Annotated in this window: 12 protein-coding genes; 8 read left to right on the top strand and 4 right to left on the bottom strand. The window is 58.1% G+C overall.

From position 1 onward, the window contains the following. Positions 1-123: 123 nt before the first annotated feature. Genes MMW58_RS14575 through MMW58_RS14565 form a run of 3 tightly spaced genes read right to left on the bottom strand, consistent with a single transcriptional unit; the run spans position 124 to position 5,866 of the window. Positions 124-3,468 carry a transglutaminase family protein gene (locus MMW58_RS14575; protein ID WP_241721460.1) on the bottom strand — a complete coding sequence of 1,115 codons (3,345 nt, stop codon included), beginning with the start codon at positions 3,466-3,468 and terminating at the stop codon, positions 124-126. Then, on the bottom strand, positions 3,465-4,415 hold the full coding sequence (locus MMW58_RS14570) for an alpha-E domain-containing protein (RefSeq protein ID WP_220432865.1): 951 nt from the start codon (positions 4,413-4,415) through the stop codon (positions 3,465-3,467). Before MMW58_RS14570 ends, MMW58_RS14575 begins: the two co-directional genes overlap by 4 nt. Then, positions 4,415-5,866, bottom strand: coding sequence for a circularly permuted type 2 ATP-grasp protein (locus tag MMW58_RS14565; RefSeq protein ID WP_159236872.1), 1,452 nt, complete (start codon positions 5,864-5,866; stop codon positions 4,415-4,417). The genes MMW58_RS14570 and MMW58_RS14565 overlap by 1 nt, the downstream gene beginning before the upstream one ends. Positions 5,867-6,790: 924 nt before the next feature. On the opposite strand from MMW58_RS14565, the gene MMW58_RS14560 reads away from it, so the two are divergent. From MMW58_RS14560 to MMW58_RS14530, 7 genes are all read left to right on the top strand, one after another. Then, a complete protein-coding gene (locus MMW58_RS14560) occupies positions 6,791-7,348 on the top strand; it encodes a sigma-70 family RNA polymerase sigma factor (protein WP_159236873.1) in 558 nt (185 codons plus the stop codon). Next, positions 7,338-8,318: a FecR domain-containing protein gene (locus tag MMW58_RS14555; RefSeq protein WP_241723677.1), complete on the top strand. Its 981-nt coding sequence runs from the start codon at positions 7,338-7,340 to the stop codon at positions 8,316-8,318. Before MMW58_RS14560 ends, MMW58_RS14555 begins: the two co-directional genes overlap by 11 nt. A 93-nt stretch (positions 8,319-8,411) precedes the next feature. Further along, positions 8,412-10,859, top strand: coding sequence for a TonB-dependent siderophore receptor (locus MMW58_RS14550; protein WP_159236875.1), 2,448 nt, complete (start codon positions 8,412-8,414; stop codon positions 10,857-10,859). Positions 10,860-11,009: 150 nt separating this feature from the next. Further along, positions 11,010-12,593 carry an ABC transporter ATP-binding protein/permease gene (locus tag MMW58_RS14545; RefSeq protein WP_241723676.1) on the top strand — a complete coding sequence of 528 codons (1,584 nt, stop codon included), beginning with the start codon at positions 11,010-11,012 and terminating at the stop codon, positions 12,591-12,593. A 181-nt stretch (positions 12,594-12,774) separates the two neighbouring features. Continuing rightward, positions 12,775-13,650, top strand: a complete 876-nt coding sequence (gene hchA / locus MMW58_RS14540; RefSeq protein ID WP_241723675.1) for a glyoxalase III HchA — start codon at positions 12,775-12,777, stop codon at positions 13,648-13,650. A gap of 88 nt (positions 13,651-13,738) precedes the next feature. Continuing rightward, positions 13,739-14,722 (top strand): NAD(P)H-quinone oxidoreductase, encoded by a 984-nt coding sequence (locus MMW58_RS14535; RefSeq protein ID WP_241723730.1) that lies wholly within the window; start codon positions 13,739-13,741, stop codon positions 14,720-14,722. 211 nt (positions 14,723-14,933) lie between these two features. Then, positions 14,934-15,479, top strand: a complete 546-nt coding sequence (locus MMW58_RS14530) for a dihydrofolate reductase family protein (protein WP_241723674.1) — start codon at positions 14,934-14,936, stop codon at positions 15,477-15,479. Positions 15,480-15,503: 24 nt separating this feature from the next. On the opposite strand, the gene MMW58_RS14525 is transcribed toward MMW58_RS14530, so the two are convergent. Next, positions 15,504-16,838, bottom strand: a complete 1,335-nt coding sequence (locus MMW58_RS14525; RefSeq protein ID WP_241723673.1) for an aminotransferase-like domain-containing protein — start codon at positions 16,836-16,838, stop codon at positions 15,504-15,506. 104 nt (positions 16,839-16,942) lie between these two features. Between MMW58_RS14525 and MMW58_RS14520 the strand changes: the two genes are divergently transcribed. Then, positions 16,943-17,833 (top strand): DMT family transporter, encoded by an 891-nt coding sequence (locus MMW58_RS14520; RefSeq protein WP_241723672.1) that lies wholly within the window; start codon positions 16,943-16,945, stop codon positions 17,831-17,833. The last annotated feature ends 29 nt before the right edge of the window (positions 17,834-17,862 follow it).

Here is a 17,862-nt window from a genome sequence, read left to right as displayed (position 1 = left end):
ATCGCAAGCTTCGTTATAGACGTCTGTCGTAGAGAGTTCGACAGAGAAAGACGCCGGCTCACAGGCCGGCGTGATTGATTCAGAAAAAGAAGCTGTCATGTATTCTGATTACCCGGCTCAAAGCTAAATCCTAGTATACTTCCTGCGAAGATCCAAAGTATGCGGGTATTCATCGCCCGGCTCTTCATCCGGCGGAGCCATAGGGCGTGGAACCTGCTCATGCTCATAGAATGTCCTTAACGCGCTGAATGCGGGAGGAGGCGTCAAAACGCCCTGGGTGAAGCCATGATCCCAAAATCGATTGACGCGCCTTGCCTCAGCTTCATTGCTGTTGACCGGTAGCGTCTCATAGTGACGTCCGCCCGGGTGGCTGACGCGATAGCTGCAGCCACCTATGGAAAGACCGTTCCAGGTATCAATCAGGTCAAACACCAGGGGGGTATTCACCCCAAGAGTTGGATGCAGCGCCGATGGCGGCGCCCAGGCCCGATAGCGCACCGCCCCCACCATCTCCCCCTTCTTGCCGGTCGCTCGCAGCGGTACGCGGCGGCCGTTGCACGCCAGCACATAGCGTCCTTCAGTCAGACCGGACAGGCGCACCTGCAGGCGTTCGACGGAGGAGTCAACGTAGCGTGAGGTCCCGGACTGTGTCACTTCTTCGCCCAGTACATGCCACGGCTCGATCGCCCAGCGAAGCTCGAGCTCAATATCATCAATTTGCTGGCGACCATAGTGCGGGAAGCGGAACTCTTCAAACGGCAGCAGCCATGACAATTTAAATGGATAGCCATGCCGCTGCAGGTCATCCACCACTTCTTTTACGTCCTGCCAGACGAAATGCGGCAACATAAACTTATCGTGCAGTTGGGTGCCCCAACGGACCAGCGGCTTGTGATACGGCTGGTTCCAGAAGCGCGCCACCAGGCAACGGAGCAGCAGCAGCTGCACCAGCGACATGCGCGCGTGCGGCGGCATTTCGAAGCCGCGAAACTCCAGCAGCCCCAGACGACCGCTACTGCTGCCTGCGGCGTACAGTTTGTCGATGCAAAATTCTGAGCGATGGGTATTACCGGTGATATCCACCAGCAGGTTGCGCATCAGCCTGTCCACCAGCCATGGGGTATCAACCAGCCCTTCCGGCATGTTCTGAAAGGCTATCTCCATTTCGTAAAGCGCTTCATCCCGTCCTTCATCCGGACGCGGAGCCTGGCTGGTTGGGCCAATAAACATTCCGGAGAATAAGTAGGAAAGACCCGGATGGTGCTGCCAGTACGTCACCAGGCTACGCAGGAGGTCGGGACGCCGCAGTAGAGGGCTGTCGGCAGGAGTGGCCCCGCCTAAGGTCACGTGGTTACCGCCCCCGGTACCGGTGTGCCGGCCATCAAGCATAAACTTCTCGGCCCCCAGTCGGGTCTGCTGCGCCTGCTCGTAGAGCGTTTCAATATTGTGGACCAGCTCGTCCCAGCGGCTGGCCGGGTGAATATTGACCTCGATAACCCCAGGGTCGGGGGTTAACAGCAGCTTCTGCAAGCGGGCATCTTTTGGCGGCTCATAACCTTCAATCACCACCGGCAGCTGCAACGCGCTGGCCGTCGCTTCGACGGCATGAATCAGGGCAACATAATTCTCCAGATGGGTGACTGGCGGCAGGAACAGATGGAGCTTGCCCTCGCGCGGTTCGAGGCACAGCGCGGTACGGACCACGCTTGTACTGCCGTTAACTGCCGATTTTTGTTGCTGCAACGCCTGCTGGGCAATGGTGGTGGCCGCCCCTTCCCCGATCGCAAAAACCGCCAGCGGTTCGCGAGGCTCGAAAGGATCGCGTTCGATAACGCGCTCATCTTCGGTGAGTGGCGGCAGCGAACTGAGGGGCAGACGATAACCCATGGCGCTGTCCCCGGGGATCAGCGTAATCAGCCCCCCCCGCATCGGCCAGCGGCTGCTCCGCCACCGGTGACCATCAAACTCGACGGGCAGAATGTAGCCCGTTGCGTTTTCCATACCGCGGCTGAGCAAGCTGGCCAGCCGGCGCCGTTCAAGGTCATCCTCGAGATTCGCCTTCCTCGGGTCGGCCCCTTCCGGCAGCGCGCGCTCGAGCCACAGGTAGTAGAGCGCATCTTCATACGCGGGTTGCAAATAGCCGGCGTCGACGCCTAGCTGCTGACACAGCGTCTGACCAAAGCGCTCCGCATCAGCGATGCCGTGACCGTAATCCCGATCGACGCGGGCAACGAGCGCCGGGTCGTGCCACAGCGCCTCTCCGTCGGTGCGCCAGAAGCACCCCAGCGCCCAGCGCGGAACCTCTTCTCCCGGATACCACTTACCCTGGCCATAGTGCAGCAGTCCCCCGTGACCGAACTGAGCTTGTAGCCGCAGCAGCAGGTCTTTCGCGAGACGTAATTTGTCCTTACCCAGCGCCTCGGTGTTCCACTGCGCGGAGTCCATATCGTCGATGGAGATAAACGTCGGTTCGCCCCCCATGGTCAGACGCACATCGTTGGCCTGCAGCTCAACGTCTACGGCGCGGCCCAGCGCGTTGATGTTCAGCCACTCATCTTCGCTGTAAGGCCGCGTGACGCGCGGATCTTCATGAATGCGTGTGACAATGTTGGTATAGCTGAACTCACATTCGCACGGGTCGGTTGCGCCGGTAATCGGTGCCGCAGACTGCGGGTCGGCCGTGCAGGCTAAAGGAATATGCCCTTCTCCGGCAAACAGGCCGCTGGTCGGATCCAGCCCCACCCAGCCAGCGCCGGGGAGATAGACTTCACACCAGGCGTGCAGATCGGTGAAATCCTGTTCCGGGCCTGAGGGACCGTCGAGCGCTTTCACATCGGCAGTCAACTGCACCAGATAGCCGGAGGCAAAGCGGGCTGCCAGCCCCAAATGACGCAGTATCTGCACCAGCAACCATGAGGTATCCCTGCACGAGCCTTTTTTCAACGTCAGCGTTTCCTGACAGCTCTGCACGCCGGGCTCCAGGCGAATACCATAGTCAATTTCGTTGGCCAGGCGGCTATTGAGCTGCACCAGGAAGGTCACGATGTGCACCATTTCCTCGCAATCAACGGTATCCAGCCACGCGTCCAGTTCAGGGCTCTGCTCGGTGACCTTAAGGTAAGGAGCGAGTTCTTCCTGCATCAAAGAATCATAAGCAAAGGGGAAATGCTCGGCATACTCTTCAATAAAGAAGTCAAACGGGTTGATCACGGTCATGTCCGCGATCACCTCCACCGCGAACTCCAGGCGTTTCGTTTTTTCAGGAAACACCAGCCGCGCCTGATAGTTGCCGAACGGATCCTGCTGCCAGTTAATAAAGTGGTCCCCGGGCGTCACTTTCAGGGAATAGCCATGTATATGGGTACGTGAATGAGGCGCCGGGCGCAGGCGCAAAATATGCGGCGCCACGTTGATCAAACGATCGAATTCATAAGTCGTTGTATGTTGAATCGCAACCCGGATGGTCATACGGCATCCCCCTGCAGGAAATGAAACCAGTTATCGGTAATCAGGTGATGAAGCGCAATCAGGCTGAGTTGAACCTCATTGAGGTAGAGGCTAAATTCGCGGTTCAGATCGTGAGAATTATCGACGCCCCGGGTTGCAAGCAGAAGACTGTCGATGTGATCCGAAACGGCCGACGCCCGCGGCAGCTCAGCGGCGGCCAGCTTGATTTGCTGCAGGCAATAGCGCTGCGAACGGGGAAAATGCCCATCCGTCAGGAGCAGCGTGACCACCAGCGAGCCTTTAATCGAACAGCGCATTACCCGGCGAAAGCTGAGATAGGCGCTTTGCGATTTCAGGACCTTAGACCACACTACCTGGCCTAACTTGATGCTCTCTTCCTCACGCGCCTGCATCATCAGGGAATTTGCTGCGTCAAGAATGCGCGTATTCATATCGGCGCGCTCCAGATAGCGCCCCATGTTCAGAAAATGCCAGCCGGCATCGCGGCTCATCGACCCGGTCAGCAGGCCGATAATTTTCTGGCATCCTTCAATGACGTTATTAAGATACGTATGTCGTTCGGAGCGGTTGATCCCCTGGCGGATGTTCTGTCTGGCGTACAGATCCAGTTCATTAATCAGCTCCCACATCTCTCCCGGCACCACATCGCGGCTGGTGCGGATATTTTCACGGACCATTTTTAATGACGACAGCAGCGAGTCAGGGTTGCTCTCGTCGGCCAGCATAAACTTCAGCACATTGCGTTCGTCTTTAATCTTATAGCGCTGGCCAAACAGGGCGACGCCGCTGCTAATTTCGATCAGGTTATACCAGGAAACGGCGATATCCCGTGGCAGATCGTAAAGCAGATCGTCATACACGCTGACTAATCGCGCGATATTCTCCGCGCGCTCCAGATAACGCGCGCTCCAGTACAGGCGCGCAGCAACTCTTGATAGCATGTTCATTATCTTTTGCTCTCCACGATCCAGGTATCCTTACTCCCGCCGCCCTGGGATGAGTTAACCACTAATGAGCCTTTTTTCATCGCCACCCGCGTCAAGCCACCGGTTGTTACGTAAGTCTCTTTGCTTTGTAAAATGAAGGGGCGTAGATCGAGGTGGCGCGGCTCCAGATAATCTTTCGCGATGAGCGCCGGTGCGGTAGAGAGCTTCAGCGTCGGCTGAGCAATATAGTTGCGTGGATTCGCCTGGATCAGCTCGGCAAACAGCTGCTGCTCTTTTTTGGTCGAGTGCGGCCCGACCAGCATGCCATAACCGCCGGATTCGTTAGCCGGTTTCACCACCAGCTTATCCAGATTCTGCAGAACGTATTCCCGTTCATCATCATTCTGGCAGAGGAAGGTTTCCACATTCGGCAGAATAGGCTCTTCGTCCAGATAGTAACGAATCAGTGCCGGTACGTACGCATAGACGACCTTGTCATCCGCCACCCCGGCGCCAGGAGCATTGGCCAGCGCCACGTTTCCGGCTTTCCATGCCCGCATCAGGCCAGGCACCCCGAGAACAGATTCGGGATGAAAGACTTCCGGGTCGAGGAACATATCGTCAATGCGTCGGTAAATGACGTCCACCCGCTCCGGGCCGTAGATCGTTTTGGTGTAGACGCAGTCGTCGTCGCCAACAAACAGATCGGCTCCTTCCACAAGCTCTACCCCCATTTGCTGGGCCAGAAAAGCGTGTTCGAAGTAGGCAGAATTATAGATCCCCGGGGTCAGCACCACGATTTCCGGGCGTTCAATCTGCCGGGGCGACAGGGCCGTCAGGGTTTCCAGCAGCTGTGCCGGATAGGCGTCAATGGGTTTGATATCCTCACGTTCAAACAACTCCGGCAGAACGCGCTTGGTGATGGCTCGGTTTTCCAGCATATAGGAGACGCCGGAGGGAACCCGCAGGTTATCTTCCAGCACGTAGAACTGCCCGGTTTCATCGCGGACTAAATCGGTCCCGCAAATATGCGCCCAGACGCCATAAGGTGGCGACATTCCGACACACTCAGGGCGAAAATTTTTCGACTCCTTAATAATATATTCGGGAATGATGCCATCTTTGATGCAATGTTGTTCATTGTACAGGTCGTTGATAAAGCGGTTCAGAGCGGTAAGGCGCTGCTTCAGGCCGGTTTCGGCTATCGTCCAGTCCTGAGCATCAATGGTGCGGGGAATAATATCGAATGGCCAGATCCTGTCGATATTTCCTTTGTCGGTATACACCGTAAAGCTAATTCCCATTTCCTGTATTGTCGCCTCTGCCGTCAGGCGACGTTTTTCAAGTTCATCCGGCGCAAGCGAATCCAGACACTGAATCAAACTCTGTGCTGAACGGCGGGGATTGCCCTCATGGTCGATCAGTTCGTCGAAATAGACGTCGGCTTTGTAGTTTTTTATGAGTTTATGCATCAGCATTGTATCCTTATCAAACCGCCGATCGGGGCAGTATATGCTTTACTTTCACAGAACTAAGCCTTTTGCCTTTCGTTTCTCAAAACAAAGGAGGTACTATTTTTTTGCAGCACAAATCATTCCCGGCATAATAAATGCCGTTATCTCTGCATGATTTTTTGGCTTGATCAATGCGGGTTAAATTACGTACAGGACACCCCCCTGGAAATCATCGTCAACGTGAACTTTAAATCGGCTGCGCGTTAAATAATAACCGCATTGAAAGCCTTTTCCGGCCTGCCATATCGGTACTGATAATGCAAGCTGCATATTATTGCTGCTGCCCCGGAGTTTACCTGTGTATCGCTTTCATTTTTTACGCTGACGTATAAATATAAGCACAAAACATGCCATTAATTTATTCATTAAGTATCAACAGGATATCCGGGGGAGCCATAGAGCACCACAATGGGGCACGGATCATCATGATGCATGGAAGATACTGAAAAGCACCAAAATGAGACATTGTCTTTCTTTTATCTGACGGAGCCTGAGATAAACCTTGCACCATGACGCAGGTTACTTTCGGTGCAAGCCATTTTACTGCCTGATTAACTTATTACCGGCTTTCGCGTCAATCCGCAGATTATTTTTTTCGCTCGCGGGAGGGGATTATTTTCATCCGGTTAAATTATCCACTGGCGGATGGTTTTCGCTATATTTAATTACGAAGATGACTGTTTCTTTGTTGTTGCCGAATTTACCGCACCGTTGCAGGGGCGTGAATTTACTCAAAGCAGGCCCTTATTCAGGGGCCCCCTTTTATGCGTAATACGCGGATGGTAATTTTTTCGCATTCAATGTTGAAATGAAAATCATTCTCATGTAAATTTTCATGTCTAAATGTTTCCTGGTTTACCCTCCTCTGGCGGTTAGAGCGACATGTCATCTCCTGGTTTTAGTTCAGCTGAAAATATTGTGCTGCTGTTCTCCGAGCATAACAACTGGCTGCAAAAGTTGCTCAGACGACGCCTTGGGAATGCCAGCGATGCCGCCGATCTCGCGCAGGACGTCTTCCTCCGCCTGCTGATAAAACCGCGAAACTTTGACACTCTTGCCGGCGCGCGCGCCTACCTTGGTTCGATGGCTCAGGGCATGTGTATTGACCTGTGGCGCAGAAAAGAAATCGAGCGCGTCTGGCTGGAAACACTGGCGGCTCAACCGCTGGCCACCGCGGTATCAGCAGAACACTGCGCGATCGTCCTGGAAACGCTTTTTCAGGTGGATGCCATGCTGCAGGCGCTGCCGGAGAAAGTCCGCGCGGCGTTTTTGATGTCGCAGATCGGCGGGCTGACGTACGCAAAAATTGCCGCTGAGCTCGCCGTCTCCGAGCGCATGGTGAAGAAATATATGGCTCAGGCCATGCTTCACTGCCTGAGTCTTGAAGTCGAGTATCTCGATGCACTCCCCGCCGCCGCGGTCAGATACGATGAGCCATAAACCCGGCTTCGCCGCGCTGCAGCAGGCGGCGAACTGGTATGCCGAAGTCGAGGACCTCGCGTCAACGCAGACCTATCCCGCCGCGTTACAGCGCTGGCTTGACGAGAGTCAGGAGAATCAGCTGGCGTGGCGGTACGTGCTGAACATCAGCCAGCGCTTTTCGCCGCTGCGGGAAAGTGATGAGCGACAAACGGCGGCACTGACCGCGTTGACCCAGAGAACGCACGCCGCCGGACGGCGCCAGGTGCTAAAAATGGCGGCCTGGATTTCCGTCGGCACCCTGCTCGCCTGGGGCAGCTGGCGTCATACGCCGCTGCGCAATCAGGTACTGGCATGGCACGCCGATTATCACAGCCCCCAAGGCGAAATAAGGTCGTTTACGCTGGCTGATGGCTCGCGGATCTGGCTTGACACCGATAGTGCGCTGAACGTTGATTACTCCCCAACGCAGCGCGCGCTGCGTCTGCTGAACGGCCGGGTGATGATCGAAACCGCCGCCGATCCGCATCGCCCGCTGACCATCGTCACCGCGCAGGGCAAAATGCGCGCCCTCGGCACGCGTTTCAGCGTGCAGGCGCTCGGCGATACCACCGTGCTGCAGGTGTATCAGGGGGCGGTGGAAGTCTCTCCGGCGGGCATCAGCGACGCGTCGATCGTGCAGGCCGGTCAGGCGATGACCTTCCGCCAGGATGCCTTTGGCCCGATCTCGCCGCTGCGTAATGCGCAGCCTGCCTGGCCCCGCGGGTTGCTACAGGCCGATAATCTCCCCCTCGGTGAGTTTATCGAACGGCTGTCGGCCTATCGCCGCGGCTATCTGGGATGCGATCCGGCCGTGTCAGCGCTGACCGTTACCGGTACGTTCCCGCTGCACGATACCGATATGACGCTGGACATGCTCACCAACGCGCTGCCCGTGCAGCTCAACCGCCGCTTCTCATGGTGGCTGACGGTCGCACCGCGCGATAAATAACAAATAAATTCGCCTCATCGGTTCCCCTTTACGTGCCCTCATCCGATTAACCCTATGCAGCACTTTTACTTTTGGGAATTATCAGGGGAATCTATGTCATCATCACCACGCACCAGCCCGCCGCGGATTTTCCGTCGTACGCCGACGGCCGCCCTCCTGCGCATGATGTTTTGTGCGCCGCTACTGACCTTTGCCGCTGCGCAGGCCGCCGAAGCGGCGACGGATAAGCACGACTACGCGATCCCGGCCGCGCCGCTGGCGACTCAGCTGAATCAGTTTGCCGCGCAGTCGGGCATTTATCTGGCGAGCGATGCGCGGCTGACGGCCGGTAAATCCTCTCCGGCGCTCAACGGCACCTACACCCTTGCCGAAGGCTTCTCCCGGCTGTTGACCGATCGCGGGCTGCTGGCAGAACGTCAGCCCAACGGCAGCTACACCCTGAAAGCGATCCCTGAAGGGGACGAAATGGTGGTGGTCGGTGATATTAACTACGGTGCGATGACTGAAGACACCGGCTCTTACACCACCCGCAGCATGTCGGCGGCGACCCGTCTGAATCTCTCGCCGCGGGAGACGCCGCAGTCGGTCAGCGTAGTTACCCGCCAGCAGATGAACGATCGGAATATGACCTCGCTGGACGACGCGATGCGTCAGGTCACGGGTGTGAACGTCATCAACGAAAGCTCCTACCAGACTCGTTACCAGTCGCGCGGCTTCACGATGGATAACCTTCAGGAAGACGGTATCAGCTCCTCGTTTCAAAACAGCCTCGCCGGAATGGGGTATGCCGAAGCCTCCACCGAATCGCCGGATCTGGCCATTTACGACCATCTGGAAGTCCTGCGCGGCGCGTCAGGCCTGACCCAGGGCAGCGGCGAACCGGGGGGAACGGTGAATATGGTGCGCAAGCGTCCGACCTACGATTTTCGCTCTTCCGTCAGCGCCAGCGCCGGCAGCTGGGATAACTACCGCGGCGAAATGGACGTCTCCGGGCCGCTGAATGACGATGCCTCGCTGCGCGGCCGCGCGGTTGGCGTACTGCAAAAGAGAGACAGCTTTACCGATTACGTGCACAGCGATCGCCAGGTGCTGTTCGGTACCCTCGCCTATGATTTGACGTCGCAGACCACGCTGACCACCGGTATCTCCTGGCAGAAAACCGATACGGTGCCCAATCTTTACGGCGTGCCGATGTCCACCAACTACTCCAGCCTGGGTCTTCCCCGCTCGACCTTCCTGGGGGCCAGCTGGAATAACATCACCTTCGAGAAAACTAACGCCTACGCCGAGCTCGAACACTATTTTGATAACGAATGGGTCGCCAAAAGCTCGCTGAACTACACGACCGCCAGCGCCGAGGGCAAATTCATCGGCGTTTACGGCAACGGCACTCAGGGCGTGGATGATTCAGGCAGCGCGAAGCTCAACAACTACCTGCAACGACACAACCGCAGCAGCCAGTACGGCGTGAACATCAGCCTGAGCGGGCCGTTCGAGCTGCTGGATCGCGACCACCAGCTGGTATTCGGCGGTGATTATCAGAAGGAGAACTTCAATAACTTATTTGGTTCGCTGAGCAATACCAGCGCGGTGAATATCTATAGCTGGGACCCTGAAAGCCTCTCCGAACCCGACTGGGATTACACCCGCCGCTATCAGTACAACGTCTATCAGCGCGGCCTGTACGCCACGACACGGCTGAGCCTGACCGACGACTGGAAGCTGATCCTCGGAAGCCGTTACAGCAGCTTTACCTACGACTCCTATTTCACCAACCTGACAACCGGCGCGATGACCGCGCACAGCAACTACAAGGTGAAAGGTAAAATCATCCCCTACGGCGGCCTGCTGTGGGATTTCGCCAAAGACTACACCTGGTATCTGAGCTACGCCGAAATCTACAAACCGCAAAGCCTGCAGGATGCCAGCGGCAACTTCCTGCCGCCGGTCACCGGCAGCAACTACGAAACCGGCGTCAAAGGAGAGTTCTTCAACGGCGGGCTGAACGCCTCCGTCGCCCTGTTCCGCATTATTCAGGCGAATAACGCCATGAGCGGGGTGGACTGCGATGACTGCTACGTTGCCGACGGCAAAGTGCAGAGCCAGGGCATTGAAATGGAGATATCCGGGCAGCTTGCGCAGGGCTGGCAGGTCTACGCCGGATACACGCTTAATAACAGCAAATATCTCGAAGCCGCCGCCACGCAGAAAGGCACCAACTACAGCAAACACACGCCGCAGCACCTTTTCCGCTTGTACAGCAGCTATCGCCTGCCGGGAGAGTGGGATAAATGGTCCGTCGGCGCAGGGCTGACGGCGCAGACGGATACCACCACCAACTACGATGTGTCCCAGGGCGGATACACCCTTTTCAACGCCAATATTGGCTATCAGTACAGTAAACAAATAAGCCTGAGCCTGAACGGTAACAACCTGACGGATAAAGAGTACTACCTCGGCGTTTCCAACCGCCACCGCGGGGGCAACAATTTCTACGGCGATCCGCGTAACGTCATGTTCAACGTGAAATGGGCTTATTAAGCGCAAAGGATAATGGGCAGCCGTCCGCGAGGGCGGCTGTCACGCTTTTACACACTCTGTGCGACCTTTTTTATGCAAAGTTTGAAACGATTTTACCAGCTGATAGCGCCCTGTTGGCTGCACCCTCGCGAATGGTTTTCATGGCTTTTATTGCTGACGCTGACCGCCCTCACGCTGGGCGTGGTATGGATAAGCGTTCAGTACAACAACTGGAGCCGGGAATTTTACGATGCCCTCAGCGATTACTTTCAGCAGGCGTCGATCGGCATGCTGGCGCTCGCTTATGCCGGATATACCGCGCTGTTTGTGACGTTTATTATCAGCTCGAACTGGCTGAAAAAATTACTGATCATTCGCGGCCGACAGAAGATGACCATGAGATTTCACCATCTGTGGCTGCGACGACATAATCACTACCGTCTGAGCCTCCATGCTGAACCCGATAATCCCGATCAGCGTATTGCCGAGGATATTCGGCTGCTGGTTGAGCAGAGCCTTGGGCTATTTTTGTCGCTGCTAAAAAACATCACGGGGCTTTTATCGTTCATTGTTATTCTGTGGCAGCTCTCGGGCACGCTCAGCCTCACCGTCGCCGGACACAGCGTCACGCTGCACGGCTATCTGGTATGGGTGGCGCTGGGGTATGCGGTTATTAGCAGCCTGCTGGCCCACTGGATAGGCCGCCCGCTGCATCAGCTGAATATAGAGCGGCAAAAAAGTGAGGCGGACTACCGTGCCAGCCTGCTGCGCATCCGCGAAAACAGCGAGCAGATTGCCTTCTACGGCGGCGAACGTGCCGAACTGCGCCGCGTACACCGTCATTTTTCGGCGATTGCGCAGAACTGGCAGCGGCTGATGTCGCGCGAGTTTCGCCTGGATACGTTCACCACCTCCTATTTTCGTCTGAGCCTGATGATCCCGATTTTTGCCGTCCTGCCGCTGTATATCGCAAAACAGATCTCGCTTGGCGGCGTCATGCAGGCGCGCGCCGCTTTCGGCTACGTCCTTGACGCCTTCGGCTGGTTTATCGACTCCTACCGTCAGATAGTGGCCTGGTCAGCGACGGTAGAGAGGCTATGGCAGTTTGAGCAAGGCTTAATCGCGCTGCCGGCGCAATCGCGCTTTTCCCGCCAGCCCGGAACGTTACGCTGTCTTCATCTGGTCGCCCGTCACGCTGATGGTACGCCCCTGTTTAACCCGATAAATCTCGACTTACGGCGCGGGGAGGCGGTGGCGATTACCGGCGCCAGCGGGTGTGGGAAAACGACCTTCTTAAGGGTACTCTGCGGGCTGTGGCCATACCGCAGCGGGGACTATAGCCACCCGACAGGCAAAAGCCTGTTCGTGCCGCAAAAACCGTATCTTCCCGACGATCTCCTGAGCCACGTGTTGACGTATCCGGGCTTAGCTAAAGTCAGCAATCAACGGCTGGAGAGCTGCCTGAAGAGGGTTGGGCTACACCATTTATGCCGGCAGCTGAATGAGCGTCAGTCATGGCGCGGTATCCTTTCCGGCGGCGAGCAGCAGCGTCTTTCGTTTGCCCGCATCCTGGTGAATCAGCCCGATTTTATTTGCCTTGATGAATCAACCAGCCACCTGGACGAGGGAACGGCCGTAGCGCTGATAGGCGCTATCCGCCGCGAACTGCCGCAGAGCATCATCATGGTCGTCAGCCACCAAAGAGCGGTTGTAGACTCAGTGAGCACAAAATATCTCATTGAAAAACATGGCTAAAATAATTATCTTGCGCGTTAACATCGCGGGTAGATACAACGGGCTGCCCTCATCTCCAGCCGTTAACCCGCGCGTCCAGAAGATTCCGGGAGTCAGCCGCTGAGGGCTATCCCTCATTGCGGCCTGTGGGCGGTTTACCTAAGCTAAAGCTGTAATGTAAATCGCCCATAAGGAGATCATCATGACCGGCTTACCATCCGACGATCGTCATCCCACCCCCGATGCCGCTGAAGAGAACGCGTTTTTTCCGTCACCTTACTCTCTGAGTCAATACACCTCGCCAAAGACCGATTTTGACGGCGCCCACTATCCCGCACCCTATAAGGGCGGCAAGTGGAAGGTGCTGATGATTGCGTCTCAGGAACGCTATCTGCTGATGCAAAACGGGAAGTTTTTTTCTACCGGCAACCACCCCGTGGAGACGCTGCTGCCCATGCACCACCTGGATCTCGCCGGGTTTGCAATCGACATTGCGACGCCGTCCGGGGACCCGGTAAAGCTCGAAATGTGGGCCTTCCCCGGCGAGGATGAGGCGGTCAAGGGCACCTATGAGAAGTATCGCCGTCAGCTCAAGCAGCCCAAAAAACTGTCCGAGGTGGTGAAGGATCTGGATGCGGGCAACTATATCGGCATCTTTATCCCGGGCGGTCACGGGGTGCTTAACGACATTCCCTACAGCGAGGACGTCAAAAAAGCGCTGCTCTGGGCCCATAACCACGACCGCTACGTCATTTCGCTGTGTCACGGGCCGGCCGGACTGCTGGCGGCAGGCCTCGGCGAGGACAAGGAGAACTTCTTATACCGCGGTTACGAAATCTGCGTTTTCCCGGACTCGCTTGATACCGGCGCGAATATCGATATCGGCTATATTCCCGGCCCAATGCCCTGGCTGGTCGGTGAACGCCTTCGCGAGCTGGGGGTTAAGATCCTCAATAGCGATATCACGGGTCAAGTCCACAAAGACCGACGCCTGTTGACCGGCGACAGCCCGCTGGCCTCCAACCATCTCGGCAAGCTGGCCGCAGAAACGCTGCTTGCCGACGTCGCGGCGCGATGAACGACGCCAATGCTGAAAAGGCTGAGTCGCCCTGCCGCGGTGAATTGGAAATCTGACAACGAGAACAACGATGCCATTACCTGAATATATGAACGAGGTTGAAATAACCGCTCCCGGCGGACCTGACGTGCTCCGGATTTGCAAAGCGCCCCTGCCGCTGCCCGGCCCCGATGAGGTGCTGGTGCAGGTTGCCGCCGCGGGCGTAAACCGTCCGGATGTGATACAGCGGCAGGGAAAGTACCCTATGCCCGACGGCGTCACTCCGGTACCCGGCCTTGAAGTTGCCGGGAACGTTGTGGCGCTAGGTGACAACGTCACTGATATAGCTATCGGGGACAAGGTGTGCGGCCTGACCAACGGCGGCGGCTACGCGGAATACTGCCTGCTACCCGCGACGCAGTGCCTGCCGGTCCCGACGGGCGTGAGCATGGTCGAGGCTGCCGCGATAGCGGAAACGTTCTTTACCGTGTGGGCCAATCTGTTTCAAATGGCTAAGGCCAAACGCGGCGATCGGGTTCTCATCCACGGCGGCACCAGCGGCATCGGCACCACCGCGCTGATGCTGTGCGCAGCTTTCGGTATCGAGTGCTTTGCCACCGCAGGCTCGGAGGATAAATGCGCCGCCGTTGCCTCCCTCGGGGGGCAGCCCATCAACTATCGTACCGATGATTTTGCTGCCGTCATCCTCAGCCAGACGCAGGGGCGCGGTGTCGATATTATTCTCGACATCATGGGCGCGTCGTACTTCAGGTCGAATCTGACCGCGCTGGCGCGCGACGGCCGCCTGGTGGTGATCGGCTTCCTCGGCGGCGCCATCGCAGACGGCGTCGACCTGCAGGCCATAGCGCTGAAGCGCGCGACCATTACCGGTTCGACCATGCGGGCAAGAACCGCCCAGGAGAAGGCGCGCATCGCCGCTGAGCTCCGCGCGCAGGTCTGGCCGCTGCTGGCGTCGGGCCAGTGTCGGCCCATCATTGATCAGGTTTTCCGGCTCGAGGATGCCCCGCTGGCGCACGCCATGATGGAGCGCGGGGATCACATAGGCAAAATTGTGCTCCAGGTGACAGGCTAAGCGTGCGGCCAGGCAGCAAACGGGGCGACCTGGCGCCCCTTTTCTTCGGCGACGGCGGCCAGCACGCGCTCCACGAGTACCGATTTTAGCGTCTTGTCCTCGGCGGAATTTTTCCGTACTTTTAGGCCTGCGTTTTTCCCTGCGTTTATGCCCGCCTCGTCAGGGCCGCTAAACTCAACTTAATATCTGCAGCCTGAATACGGAGCCCCCGATGGTCACCACACACGTTTTTATTGCGGTCAGCCTTGATGGCTACATCGCCCGGCAGGATGGCGATATCGGCTGGCTGCTGCAGCGCGACGATCCGACGGAAGATCACGGCTATATGGCGTTCATCGCGGACAAAGACTGGATCGTGATGGGCCGGGGAACCTATGAGAAGGTGCTGGCCTTCGACGAATGGCCTTATGACCGCCCCGTGCTGGTGCTCTCCCGCCGGCTGGCCGATACCCCCGTGCCCGAGGTGCTGAAGGGTAAAGTGCAGTTCTCCCGCCGCGCGCCGAAGGAGGTGCTGGACGACCTGGCGGCGCAGAACGCGCGCCGCGTCTATATCGACGGCGGGCAGCTGATCCAGTCGTTCCTGCGCGAAGGGCTGGTCTCCGACATCATTATCACGACCGTTCCCGTCCTGCTCGGTTCGGGCAAGCCGCTGTTCGGATCCCTGCCCCAGGATATCGATTTGACGCTGTTATCAAGCCGCAGCTTCCCTTCGGGTCTGGTGCAGTCGCACTATCGGCTGACGCCACAAGCCGCATAGACACGCGGGGCGGCCGCCCTGCTGCTAGCGATACCGTTCTGCTTCCACCGCCTCGCGAACCTTAACCAGCGCGGGCCGCAAACTCTCCGTCGAGACCGATCCCAGCGCCAGCCGGATGGCCTGGGGGACGGTTTGCGCGGTGCAGAAAGGCGCCGCCGTCGAAACGGAAATATTATCGTCCATCAGCGCCTTGACCACCCGATCCGCCCTCGCCTCATCCGGCAGCGGCAGCCAGGCAAAATAGGAGTCCGGATGGCTCACGCAGGGAAGATCGCCCAGCGTCTCCCTCAACGCCGCCTGCCGCCGGCGCGCATCGGCTCTTTTTTGCGTTTCAAAGCGCCTGACGGTGCCGTCCTGGATCCAGCCGCAGACCAGGGCCGTCAGCACGGAAGGGGTATTCCAGGTCGTGGCGCGAATCGCTCTCTCCAGCGCGGAGCGATAGCCTTCGGGGCAGATAACCACCCCGACCCGCAGGCCGGTCGCCACGTTTTTTGAAAATCCGCTGATATAGACGGTGCGCTCTGGCGCATAGCACGCCAGCGGCGGCGGCGGCCGTCGCACCAGGTAGGCATAGGCGGTATCTTCGACGATCAGCAGATCGTGGGCGCGGGCGATCCCGGCCAGCGCCTTGCGCTGGGCGCGGCTAAGTACCCAGCCCAGCGGATTGTGCAGCGTCGGCATGACGTAGACCGCCCGGACGCGTCTTTTTTGACAGATCTGCCTGAGGGCCGCTAAATCCGGGCCATCGGCGAGGGACGGGATGGCGATAAGCTCAAGATGGTAGAGCTCCGCCAGCGCTTTGAACCCCGAATAGGTCAGCGCGTCCACGGCGACGACGTCGCCGGGCCTCAGCAGCCCCATCACCGTGACGGTGAGCCCGTGCTGGGCGCCGTTGACGATCAGCAGGTTGTCCGCCGTCGGCCGAAATCCGTACCGGCAAAAGTGCCCGGCCATAATCTCGCGTTCACCGAGCCTGCCGGCGTGGGGCTGATAGCGCAGATGCGACTCGATGTCGCCGGCCGCCGAAAGCTGCCGCAGCGCGTCGCGGAGGATCTCTCCCTGCCCCGGCAGCGCCGGATAGTTAAAATTCAGGTCGAGCACGTCCGTCGCCACCCTCTGCTGATCGACGCCGTGGCCCGGTGGCAGCGACCGCTCTCTGACAAAGGTGCCGCGACCGGTTTCGCCGCTCACCAGCCCCATCGCCTCCAGCTCGCTGTAGACCCGGGTCGCGGTCGCCAAAGAGATATGCTCCCGTGCGGAGAGATGCCGGTGCGTCGGCAGGCGGGTTCCCGGCGACATCTCGCCGTTGCGAATCGCCTCCGCGAATTGATCAACAATGCCTTTGTAGCGGGCTTTCATCAAATGTATCCATGACAATAATTTGATTGTATTAGATGAGCGAGGCTACCATCCGCTGACCCCATGCTCAAGCCCGTAAACGAGAACAAACAGATGAGGTTACAGTGGTAAATTCAGCGGTACATAAAGCCGACCCCGGCGCCGTTTCCGGCTGGCTCAACGGCCTGCTCGGCGTGATTATTTTCAGCGGCTCTTTGCCCGCCACGCGCGTGGCGGTGCTGGAGATAGCCCCTTTCTTTCTGACCTTTCTGCGCGCGTCTATCGCCGGAGTCGTGGCCTGCGCGCTGATGTTGTGCTTTCGCCAGCGACGGCCCCACGCCTCGCAGCTCGTCGCGCTGGTCGTCGTATCCCTGGGGGTGGTGGTGGGTTTTCCGCTGCTGACCGCCCTCGCCCTGCGGCACGTCACCGCCGCACACTCCATCGTGTTTCTCGGCCTTTTGCCGCTGACCACGGCTATTTTCGGCGTTCTGCGCGGTGGTGAACGGCCCAAAAAGGCCTTCTGGATCTTTTCGGTCATCGGCAGCCTGCTGGTTGCGGGCTTCGCGCTCGCGCAAAGCGCCTCGGCGTCGCTGACCGGCGATCTGCTGATGCTGGCCGCCGTCGTTGTCTGCGGTCTGGGCTACGCCGAGGGCGCAAAGCTGACCCGCGCCATCGGCGGCTGGCAGACGATCGGCTGGGCGCTGATTATCGCCCTGCCTTTCATGCTTATCGGCACCGCTATAACCCTGCCGGTAACCCTCAGCGGCATTAGCGCCCCGGCCTGGGCGGCGTTAGGGTACGTATCGCTTTTCAGTATGCTGATCGGCTTTATTTTTTGGTACAAAGGGCTGGCCATCGGCGGGATTGCCGCCGTTGGCCAGCTCCAGCTGCTGCAGCCGTTCTTTGGCCTGGCGCTGTCGGCGGCCCTGCTGCATGAAACGGTCAGTCCGGTAATGGTTTTCGTCACCTTAGGCGTTATTCTGTGCGTAAGCGGATCGCGAAAGTTTGCCCGCTAAAACGCAGCGGTCGCCTGGGCTACTCCCAT

It is taken from the genome of Klebsiella sp. HC6 (assembly GCF_022605325.1).
In the GTDB taxonomy this organism is placed as follows: domain Bacteria; phylum Pseudomonadota; class Gammaproteobacteria; order Enterobacterales; family Enterobacteriaceae; genus Klebsiella; species Klebsiella terrigena.
This window is presented reverse-complemented; position numbering and strand designations above follow the sequence as displayed.

Bases quoted from the DNA above. Each gene is read 5' to 3' on its own strand.
- MMW58_RS14535 (WP_241723730.1), top strand. From the start codon at position 13,739: ATGAACGAGGTTGAAATAACCGCTCCCGGCGGACCTGACGTGCTCCGG.
- MMW58_RS14575 (WP_241721460.1), bottom strand. From the start codon at position 3,468: ATGACCATCCGGGTTGCGATTCAACATACAACGACTTATGAATTCGAT.
- hchA (WP_241723675.1), top strand. From the start codon at position 12,775: ATGACCGGCTTACCATCCGACGATCGTCATCCCACCCCCGATGCCGCT.
- MMW58_RS14530 (WP_241723674.1), top strand. From the start codon at position 14,934: ATGGTCACCACACACGTTTTTATTGCGGTCAGCCTTGATGGCTACATC.
- MMW58_RS14525 (WP_241723673.1), bottom strand. From the start codon at position 16,838: ATGAAAGCCCGCTACAAAGGCATTGTTGATCAATTCGCGGAGGCGATT.
- MMW58_RS14550 (WP_159236875.1), top strand. From the start codon at position 8,412: ATGTCATCATCACCACGCACCAGCCCGCCGCGGATTTTCCGTCGTACG.
- MMW58_RS14565 (WP_159236872.1), bottom strand. From the start codon at position 5,866: ATGCATAAACTCATAAAAAACTACAAAGCCGACGTCTATTTCGACGAA.
- MMW58_RS14570 (WP_220432865.1), bottom strand. From the start codon at position 4,415: ATGAACATGCTATCAAGAGTTGCTGCGCGCCTGTACTGGAGCGCGCGT.
- MMW58_RS14560 (WP_159236873.1), top strand. From the start codon at position 6,791: ATGTCATCTCCTGGTTTTAGTTCAGCTGAAAATATTGTGCTGCTGTTC.
- MMW58_RS14555 (WP_241723677.1), top strand. From the start codon at position 7,338: ATGAGCCATAAACCCGGCTTCGCCGCGCTGCAGCAGGCGGCGAACTGG.